This is a genomic window from Bradyrhizobium sp. (assembly GCF_019244115.1).
Taxonomy (GTDB): domain Bacteria; phylum Pseudomonadota; class Alphaproteobacteria; order Rhizobiales; family Xanthobacteraceae; genus Bradyrhizobium.
Genome location: NZ_JAFATE010000338.1, coordinates 1 through 9,209, shown reverse-complemented (window position 1 = coordinate 9,209; position 9,209 = coordinate 1). Strand labels below are relative to the sequence as shown.

Genomic DNA, 9,209 nt, shown 5'->3' with positions numbered 1-9,209 from the left:
CGCCTCGCCAGCGCAGAATCTCCATCGCGAGCACGGGATGATTGAAACCCTTCAGCACGAGGTCGTCGAGCGGTGCGGCCTCGACTTGCGCCCCGACCATGCCGTAGACGCGCCTGGACACCACGATCTGGCCGGCCCTGGCCTCGTCGCAGAGGCGGGACGCGAGGTTGGTGACGCTGCCGATCGCGGCATATTCCAGGCGATGTTCGAAGCCGATTTGGCCGAGCGTCGCATAGCCGAGCGCGATGCCGACGCCAAATCCCAGGCTATGCCCGCGGTTGCGCCACTTTTCGCACAGAGTGCCGATCGTATCACGCATCTCGACCGCCATCTTCACCGCTCGCGCGGTGTGGTCGGCAAACTGGATCGGCGCGTTGAACAGGATCATCACGCCGTCGCCGGCGTATCGGTCGAGCGTGCCCTCATAGCGGAAGATCAGCTCGCCGAGCGCCGTGTGATATTCGCGCAGCACGTTCATCGCCTCTTCCGGCTCGGTCATCTCGGTAAAGGCGGTAAAGCCGCGCAGGTCACAAAACACCACCGTCACCTCGCGGCGGTGGCTGTCGAGCAGCGCATCTTGGCCGTCGGAGGAGGCGATCAGCTGCGCCACCTGCGGGGCGAGGAAGCGCTCCAGCTTGCGGATTCGCTCGATCTCGCCGAGCTGCTTTGCGACCCGCTGCTCCAGCGAGCGGTTCCAGTTTTTGAGCTGCTCGGTTTGCTCCTGCAATTGCGCCGCCTGCTGCTGCACGGTTTCGTGCGCAGCGGCAAGCTCGCGGCCCTTGTGATCGACTTCGGAGAAGAGCCGCGCATTGCGCATCGCGAGCACCGCCTGGTTCGCAAAGGTGCGCATCAGCCCGATCAGGTTATGCGGGAAATCGCCGGCCGCGCGCCGCAGCACGACGAGAGCGCCGAGCGTACCCTGCTGATCGACCAGTGGCACCACAAGCATCGCATGGAAGCCGGCAACCACAACATCGCGCAACGGGTCATCATCGGCGTGCGTGAGGTCGGGGATAGCAATCGGCTCGCCGCTCGTCGCGGCCTGCTTCAAAATGCTCGCGCCGTCATCGATCGACAGATGCCCGCGCTCGCCCGCGGGGTCGATGCCTTCATTTGTTCCTTGGGCCTCCATCAGATTGAACCGATGGGTTGCGGCTTCGTAGCCATAGATCAGCACCGCGTCGGCTTGCGTGATCTCCAGGGCGCGCGCGGCGACCGTCGGCAGCACGGCATCGAGATCGAGCGAGGAGGCGACCGCGCGGCCGACCTCCTCCAGCACCTTCAGCTCGTTGATCGACTGGGCAAGGTCGCGCGTGCGCTCCAAAACCTTCGATTCGAGACCGGCATAGGTCTCCTGAAGCCGGCCGGCCATGCTGTTGAACTGCCCGGCCAGTTCTTCCAGCTCGTCGTGGGTGTGCACGTCGATGCGGTGGGCGAAATCGCCCGCGCCGAGCCGCCGCGCGCCAGCCTGCAGCGCCGTGATCGGCACCAGCATGCGCCGCGCCAAAATCGTGCCGGCGAGGATCGCGACCAACAGCCCGAGCCCGATCAAGAGGGCGCCACGCAACAGCTGGTCGCGGATCGGTGCCAGCGCCTGCGCGGTCGGCTGTTCGAAGACCACGATCCAGCCGAGTCTTGGCACCGTCGCAGCCGCGGTCAGCACCGCATGGCCGTCGGCGTCGGTGCCGGAACTGACCGGCTTGCCATCCGGCGTGAGCAGCGCGGCGACCTGGGGCAGGGCGGCCAGGTCTTTTGCGACCTCCGGCCCGCGCGCCGAACTCGCCAGCACCCTGCCTCTGGGGTCGACCAGATAGGCGGAGGCGATCCTGCCGACCTGGGCCTCGGACAGGAAATCGCCGAGGAAACGCAGGTCGATGTCGGCCACGGTGACCCCGGCCTTGAAACCGGAATGCGCCACCGAGATCGACATGGCCGGCCGGGTGCCGTCGAAGGTGGCCGGTGCAAAGCTGACGCCGCGCGCCTCCGTCTCGGTGAAGCGGACGTCGCGCGCAAAATCCGCGCCGGCGCCGGCGACGACCTGGGTGCGCGACAGCCGCAGCACCTCGCGGCCCTCGCCGCTGAGCTGGATGAGCTGGATCAGTGCGGGCACCTGCGCCAGGAGCTGGCTGTAGTCGGCGCGGCGCTGCAGCTCGTCCTTCACCCCCGCCCTGGTGACCCAGCTGATCTGGCGCTCGAGTTCGGCGACAGCCTCCTCGATGCGTTTGGCGGTGGCCTCGGCCTTGTCCGCCATGGCGTCGGTCAGCGCCGTTCTGGTGGCGCGGTAGTTGATCCAGGTTTCGGTCAAGCCATTGACCGCGAGCACGAATATGACGAGGCCGACCAGCGCGATGACGTATTTGGCGAACAGGCCCTGACGGAGGAAACCGATCCTGTCCTTGCTCACGCTCATCAAGACCCTCGCGCGGCAATCGCGCAAATCGAGTGCTGGCTCATGCATGAGACGCGCCGGCGCCGCGGCGGCCGGCCGGGCTCGGCTCACCGAGACTGCCCGCTCCAAGCCTGTCTAGCACAGATTGGCGGAGGCGATTGTGAGTCCGCAGGGCGTGGTGAACGGCGGCGCCTAAACGCCACATCGATGTCGGGGTACCCCCCTCCCCGACCCTGCCCCGCAAGGGGGGAGGGAGCGACAGACCTGCGCAAGTGGTCCAAGCTCTGTGCTGCCAAGTGTGCCGCTCTCTCGCTCCCCTCCCCTTGCGGGGAGGGGTCGGGGTGGGGGTATGACCAGGTCGGATGGTGGTTGGCTGGTTCTACCGGCCGAACAGCTGCTTCAGGACGTCGTTCATGGGCTGGCTGTCGTGATGATCCTGACGATTGTCCTGCCCGGTCGGGGGCGGATCGGTCTGCGCCGGCGGCGCGTTCGCCTGCGGTGGAGTGGAATTCGGAATGTTGCGGCTGTGCCCGCCGCCTGTTCCTTGCAAACCCTGCTGGATCAGGTTGCCGATGGCCTCGCCCAGCGAGCCGCCAGGCGGGCTGGTCGCCCCGCTGTTCCCCGTTCCACCGCCGGACTGGCCTCCGGCGAGGCCGCCCAGACTGTTGATCAGCCCATCGAGATTTCCGCCGTTTTGCCCGAACAGCCCCTTGCCCATCTCCTTGAGCCTGGCATAGGCGGCGTCGGGATTGTCCAGAATGCCGGCCATATCCGGATAGATACGCGGGCTATTCCAGGGCCCGTCGATCGTGACGGGAAGGCCGAGCCCGATCGGCTCGGAGCTGCGGCCCTGGCCCTCGGTCGTCATCACGAGCTTCGGCTCGACCCGCAAGGCGAGCTGTTTGTTGCCGATGTCGACCATGCCGCCGCCGGTGACGCGCACCAGCGGACCCACGAGGTTCAGGTCGGACGTGGTGGCTTGGCCGCGGTCGATCCGAAACGAGGCCGAGAGCTGGGTCAGGTCGGTCTGCTCGTCTTTCGTTTCCTGCCAGCCCGAGAGCGGACTTGTGGTCAGCGAGCGGATCATGCGGGCGACGTTGAGGCCGCGAATGGCGCCGTCCTGGAAATTGACGAAGGCGGTGCCATTGAGGTTGGCCATCACGGCGTGCTGACTCGCGCCCGACGAGCGGCCGCCGATCTTGGCCTGCAATTTGCCGTCGAGCTTGTCGAAGCCGGCAAGGTTTTGCAGCAGCGGCAGCGCGCGCACGCCGGCAAGGTCGCAATGCATGGCATAGGTCGGATTGGGCGTGGTCGCATCGACGATCATCTCGCCATTGGCCTCGCCGCCATAGGCGCCGAGTTTGGCGACGGAGACCTTCAAAATGCCGCCCGCGAGCGTTGCCTCGGTCTGCGCCGTATCGAAACGGGCACCGGCGAGATTGATCTCGGCGGCCGAGATTCGCACCTGCGCGTCGACATAATTCAGGCCGGTGAGATTGAACGGCGCGTTGCTCCAGGGCTGCCCGGCCTGCTCGGTCGCGGCGCTCGGCGGCGCCACGCCCAGCCGCTGAAAATCGAGATCGAGCTTCACCAGCGGCTTGCTCGCGACATCGACCGACGCCCAGCCGTTGAAGGCGCCGCCGTCGAGCGTGCCGCTGATGCCGTTGATCATGACGACCGACCCGCTCTGACGCAGCTCGGCCTTGGCGGCGAGCGGCGTCTGCAAGGTGCCGGGGACATCGAGCGTGAGCTCGACGGGAATGTTTTGATGCGCGATGCCGCCTTCCGGTGCGGTCGCCTTGAGGGTGAATTTGAGCGGCGTGTCGCCGGCGCGGGCACGGCCGCCCAGATCGATCGCACGATCGGCCCCGATCAGGGCATCCGCATTGATATCGTCGATGCGGTTCTCTATCCGGTCGTGCGGATTGGACATGACCACCGCGCCGTCGCTGATGATGACGCGCTTGATGGTGATCGCGCTTGCGAAGTTGTCAGGCGGCGGCGCGGCCCTGGCGGCCGTCGCCGGCAGCCGGTCGCGGAGCAGGGGGACGCGGAGCTCCGGTCTGGTGACCACGAGGGTGCTGATTTCGGGATGGCCCGACCAGACGCTCGCAAGTGTCATGTCCGCGGCAATGCCGCCGATGGTGAGACGGACGGCGTTATCGCGATCCCGGCCATCCTTCACCGCGACGTCGGTGAGGGTGATGTTCAGCCTGGGCCACAGGCTGATTTTGGTCGTTCCCACGATCGTCAGCCGGTAGCCGGTGTCGCGCTCCACCCGATCCTGGATCGTGGAGGTCAGAGAGCTGGAGGGAATCCCGACCGTCAGCGCCAGCGCGAGGATCACGATGACGACGCCAAGGGCGGCGCCCGCGAGTTTCAGTGCCTTCATGTCGCTATTCCAATCCGAAACGGGTCGCGCGCTCGCAAACCTCTGCAGATCAGTTTCGGCTCAATCCCGGTTCGTTCGGTGGGTTCCGGACCAGTCTATCGCGCCGGCGGAGACCACTCAAAAGGGCCCCGAAACTAATCGGCGGCGCTGTAAATTTATGTGACTTATGGCACACTTCGGGAGCGTGGTCGGCTGACGATAGCGATTTCAGACGGGTATTGCGATGAGCAGGCAGGCCGAATTTGCGGTCATTTTGAAAATGAACCCGATGTTCGCCGATCTCGGCGCCGAGGAGCTGCAGCGGATCTCCAATCTCTGCCACACCCAGCATCTGGCGGGCGGCGAGGTGCTGTTCCAGAAGGGCGACCCCGGCGATGCGCTGTTCGGGGTGCGGCGGGGGCAGATCAGGATCGAGACCGGCGCCTCCGACGGCAACCGGCTGACCCTGAATTTCATGGGGCCCGGCGATCTGTTTGGCGAGGTCGCCGTGCTCGACGGCCAGAGCCGCACGGCGGATGCGACCGCGGGCGAGGCCACCGAACTGTTCGTGCTGCGGCGGGAGGATTTTCTCAGCCATCTGGAGCGCGAGCCAAAAGTCGCGATCAAGATCATCCAGCTGCTCTGCCAGCGCATCCGCTGGCAGAGCGAGCGGATGGAGGAATCCATGCTGCAGCCGTTGCCGATAAGGCTCGCGCGCCGGCTCTGCGCGCTCGCCGATGATTTTGGCGCCGAGGTGCATATTTCGCAGGAACAGCTCGGAATCTTCGTTGGAGCCGCCCGCGAAAGCGTCAACCGCCAACTGCAACAATGGCGCAAAGAGGGCATTCTCGATCTGCAGCGCGGCCGCATCCTGCTGCAGAACATGAGCCGGCTGGCCGCAATCGCGCGCAACGACTAGGGCAGGCCGGGCGGCGCGAGCGGGGATTTTGGGCCGGCTTTTCGCCCCCTTTGGTGGGGCACCGCCGCGTGCCTCTCGTGAGGCGCGGTTTTCTAAATTCCGATTTATCGTCGCCAATTATGTGGCCGCGCCGCCCAACATGATCTCAATCGGGACATCAATCTTCAATGTTTGGGACATGAACCATTTTTAATGATCGTTACGTTCGGAAACAAACCGCCTCGCAACAGGACTGGTTCCAGCTCCCGCCCGCATCTTGGGCAGGGGATGACGGCTTTTGGCCCGTTGCAAGCGACAAGTATGAGTATCGATGTCTCTTGCGTACCCGATTCCGGCCACCGTCCGCGCCCCGTTCTCGCTGGCGCGCTGGCGCCGTCCACTCCTCACCTGGTTCGACGGCATCGAGGAAGGCTGGGCGGTTCCGCTGCTGCTGATCGCCTTCGTCGCGGTCTGGTCGGTCTATTTCGTGATCGCCTATGCGGACGGCGACCTGCACCCGGATGTGCTGGAAACCTGGACGCTCGGCCGCAATCTCGCGTGGGGCTACGCCAAACATCCGCCGCTGATGGGCTGGGCCGCGCGGGCCTGGACGGAAATCTTTCCGCTGACCAACTGGTCGTTCCAGCTTTTGGCGATGACCAACGCCGCGCTCGCCTTGTGGTGCGTCGACCTGATCGCGCGGCGCTTCGTGCGTGGCGACAAGCGCGCCGTCGTGCTGCTGCTGTTGATGCTGCTGCCGGTCTACCAGTTCCATGCCGAGCGCTTCAACGCCAACGCCGTGCTGCTGCCGACCTGGCCGCTTGCGACCTATTGCTTCCTGCGCTCGTTCGAAACCCTCGACATGCGATGGGCCGTCGCCGCCGGCGCGACCGCCGCGCTCGCGATGCTCGGCAAGTATTTTTCCGTGTTCCTGCTGGGGGGCTTCGCCCTTGCCGCGATCTGTCACCCGCAGCGGCGCGCCTACTTTGCCTCCTTGACGCCTTACGTATCCGTCGTAACGGGCCTCGTCGCGCTCGCGCCTCACATTTATTGGCTTGCCACGACCGGTGCCCAGCCCTGCGTCGATGCATGGGTACGGCATGCCGGCAAGGCGCTCGGCCCGTCGGTGATCGACGCCGCGCTGTTCGCGCTTGCCGCCGTGCTGATGCTTGCGGTGCCTGCGGCGATCTGGGCGCGGATGGCCAAACAGCGCGCCGTAACTGTCGTGCAGCAGTTTGCCACGATGGAGCCTGGCCTCCGGCTCCTATTTGTGATTGGCACCGGCACGATCGTCTTTCCGGCAATCACGGCGATCGCGCTGGGCACCGACATGCTGGCGATCTGGTCGCTGCAGGGACTGTTTCTGTTCATCATCGTGATGGTGTGCGGGGCAAGGCGTCCGATCGATCGCAAGGCCTCTGTCAATCTGGCGGCCTGGGTCGGCGGTCTCGCGCTGGTCACGGCTTTCGTGGCAGCGCCCGCACATGCGCTCTATCGCAACAGCCATCCGTTCGGCGAGGGCCGCAATTTCTATCAGCAGGCTGCGGATGAACTGACCCGCCGTTGGCACGCCGAGACCGATGCCCCGCTGCGCGTCGCCGGCGGCACCGACGACCTCGCCTTCGCGCTGGCCTTCTACAGTCCCGATCACCCGGTCTACGACATCCGCCTCGTGCACCCGATCACCGAGCGGTTGCCACTGGATGCGAGCTTCGATGACGGGTGGGCGGCGATGTGCTTTAGCGGCGACGCGTATTGCGCCGCTTCTCTTCAGAAGGTAGCTGCGCGCGCGCCCCGCTTTATCCGCTACGAGATCGTCGTCGAGTCGAGTCTTTTGGGCCAAGCCGGCGCCAGCGGTCGCTTCGTCGCTTTCCTGGTGCCTCCGACATCGAAGAAAGTCACCCCGCCTTCGTCCGGGGTCGAGGACTTCAGTGCCGTACGCCGCACCCACACCAAATGGGAGCGCAAGACATCGGGCGGCGTACCGATGGACTGACCGGTCCGTTCCGTCGGGTTGACCGCGGCCGGGCACCGAATAATCTGCCGGGAGTTGATGCTCCCGCTGGACAATGTCGAACAGATCCCATCGCAACGCCGGCCATATCGGGATGAATCGCCTGCGCAAGCAGGGACTGTTGCATTCGTCGGTGCGCGCGGCCGTGCCCTTGCTGACGGGGCGGACCTCCCATGTCGCGGCCGTCGCCGATTGCCTGGCCACGCTGCGCAGGATACCCGCGGGTTCGATCCAGCTCGTGATCTGCGATCCGCCCTACAACATCAACGTTGCGGTCTGGGACGATCTCGACCATTACGTCGATTGGGCGGGCCAGTGGATGGCCGAGGTCGAGCGCGTGCTCTCGCCCGCAGGCAATTTCGTGCTGTTCGGCGGCCTGCAATATCAGGGCGAAGCGGGCAGCGGCGATCTCTTGAGCCTGATGAGCTGGATGCGCCGGCACAGCTCGATGCGGCTCGCCAATCTGATCATCTGGAATTATCCGAACGGCATGAGCGCGCAGCGCTTCTTCGCCAACCGGCACGAGGAGATCGCCTGGTTCGCGCGCACGCCAAAATACTATTTCGATCTCGATGCGGTGCGCACCCGCCTGGAGCCTGAGCGGCTCGCGGCCTACAAGCGCGACAAGCGCCTCAATCCCGACAATCTCGACAAGGGCATCAATCCGACCAATGTTTGGCGCATCCCGCGGCTCAACGGCAATGCCAAGGAGCGCGTCGGCCATCCGACACAGAAGCCGAAGGCGCTGATCGCGCGCATCGTGCGCGCGCTGTCTTATCCGGGATCGACGGTGCTCGATTTCTTTGCCGGCAGCGGCGTCACTACGCGCGTCGCGATCGAGACCGGCCGGCACTCGATCTCGACGGACGCTGACGAAACATTCCTGACCTATGTCGGGCGGCAGCTTGAGCAGATTGGCCACAGAGAGGATTACGTGCTGATCGAGGATCAACACTGGCTGGACCATCCGGTGCTTCGGGCGCGAGCGGACCCGGACAAATAAGCCGAAGGCAATCCCCGCTTCGCAGCTGTGCAATTCATCACCCTGCCTCCTGGCTGGCCTTGCCCGAGCGGCCGAACCGGTCCTATCGTACCCCGCCGGGTTCTTGAGGAATTGCACAATGACGACGGCTTTGATGGAGACGCGCGGGTCGGCGGCCTCGACGCGCTGGGTTCAGCTTGGGCTCGGGCTGATCGCCATGATGTCGATCTCCAGCCCGCAATATGTCTGGACGCTGTTCACAAAACCATTTCAGGATGCGCTCGGCGCCACGCTTCCGGCGATTCAGGTCACCTTCACGATTTTGATCGTGCTGCAAACCTGGTTGTCGCCGGCACAGGGTTATCTGATCGATCGGTTCGGTCCGCGGCTCCTCATTGCCGTGGGATGTCTGTTGTCGGGCCTCGGGTGGATTACGTCCGCTCATGTGAGCAGCCTGATCGGTCTCTATCTCACTTACGGCCTGCTCTGCGGCATCGGAACCGGCATCGTCTATATCGGCATCATCGGCCTCATGGTCCGCTGGTTTCCGGACCG

General features: G+C 65.1%; 6 protein-coding genes. 4 read left to right on the top strand and 2 right to left on the bottom strand.

Translation table 11 applies throughout. From position 1 onward, the window contains the following. Positions 1-2,410, bottom strand: a 2,410-nt coding sequence (locus tag JOZ76_RS15000) for an adenylate/guanylate cyclase domain-containing protein (protein ID WP_291699405.1), incomplete at its 3' end; no start/stop codon positions are given. A gap of 358 nt (positions 2,411-2,768) precedes the next feature. Continuing rightward, positions 2,769-4,781: an AsmA family protein gene (locus tag JOZ76_RS14995; RefSeq protein ID WP_291699404.1), complete on the bottom strand. Its 2,013-nt coding sequence runs from the start codon at positions 4,779-4,781 to the stop codon at positions 2,769-2,771. 223 nt (positions 4,782-5,004) lie between these two features. Between JOZ76_RS14995 and JOZ76_RS14990 the strand changes: the two genes are divergently transcribed. From JOZ76_RS14990 to JOZ76_RS14975, 4 genes are all read left to right on the top strand, one after another. Further along, a complete protein-coding gene (locus JOZ76_RS14990; RefSeq protein WP_291699403.1) occupies positions 5,005-5,679 on the top strand; it encodes a Crp/Fnr family transcriptional regulator in 675 nt (224 codons plus the stop codon). Between the two features lie 310 nt (positions 5,680-5,989). Further along, positions 5,990-7,654, top strand: a complete 1,665-nt coding sequence (locus JOZ76_RS14985) for a glycosyltransferase family 39 protein (RefSeq protein ID WP_291699402.1) — start codon at positions 5,990-5,992, stop codon at positions 7,652-7,654. A 73-nt stretch (positions 7,655-7,727) separates the two neighbouring features. Beyond that, entirely contained in the window at positions 7,728-8,675 is a 948-nt protein-coding gene (locus JOZ76_RS14980; protein ID WP_291699401.1) for a DNA-methyltransferase, read from the top strand. Between the two features lie 118 nt (positions 8,676-8,793). Beyond that, positions 8,794-9,209 (top strand): MFS transporter (locus JOZ76_RS14975; RefSeq protein ID WP_291699400.1); only part of this gene is annotated, 416 nt, incomplete at its 3' end.

Excerpts from the sequence above, each read along its gene's own strand:
- JOZ76_RS14995 (WP_291699404.1), bottom strand. The coding sequence starts at position 4,781 with ATGAAGGCACTGAAACTCGCGGGCGCCGCCCTTGGCGTCGTCATCGTG.
- JOZ76_RS14990 (WP_291699403.1), top strand. The coding sequence starts at position 5,005 with ATGAGCAGGCAGGCCGAATTTGCGGTCATTTTGAAAATGAACCCGATG.
- JOZ76_RS14985 (WP_291699402.1), top strand. The coding sequence starts at position 5,990 with ATGTCTCTTGCGTACCCGATTCCGGCCACCGTCCGCGCCCCGTTCTCG.
- JOZ76_RS14980 (WP_291699401.1), top strand. The coding sequence starts at position 7,728 with ATGTCGAACAGATCCCATCGCAACGCCGGCCATATCGGGATGAATCGC.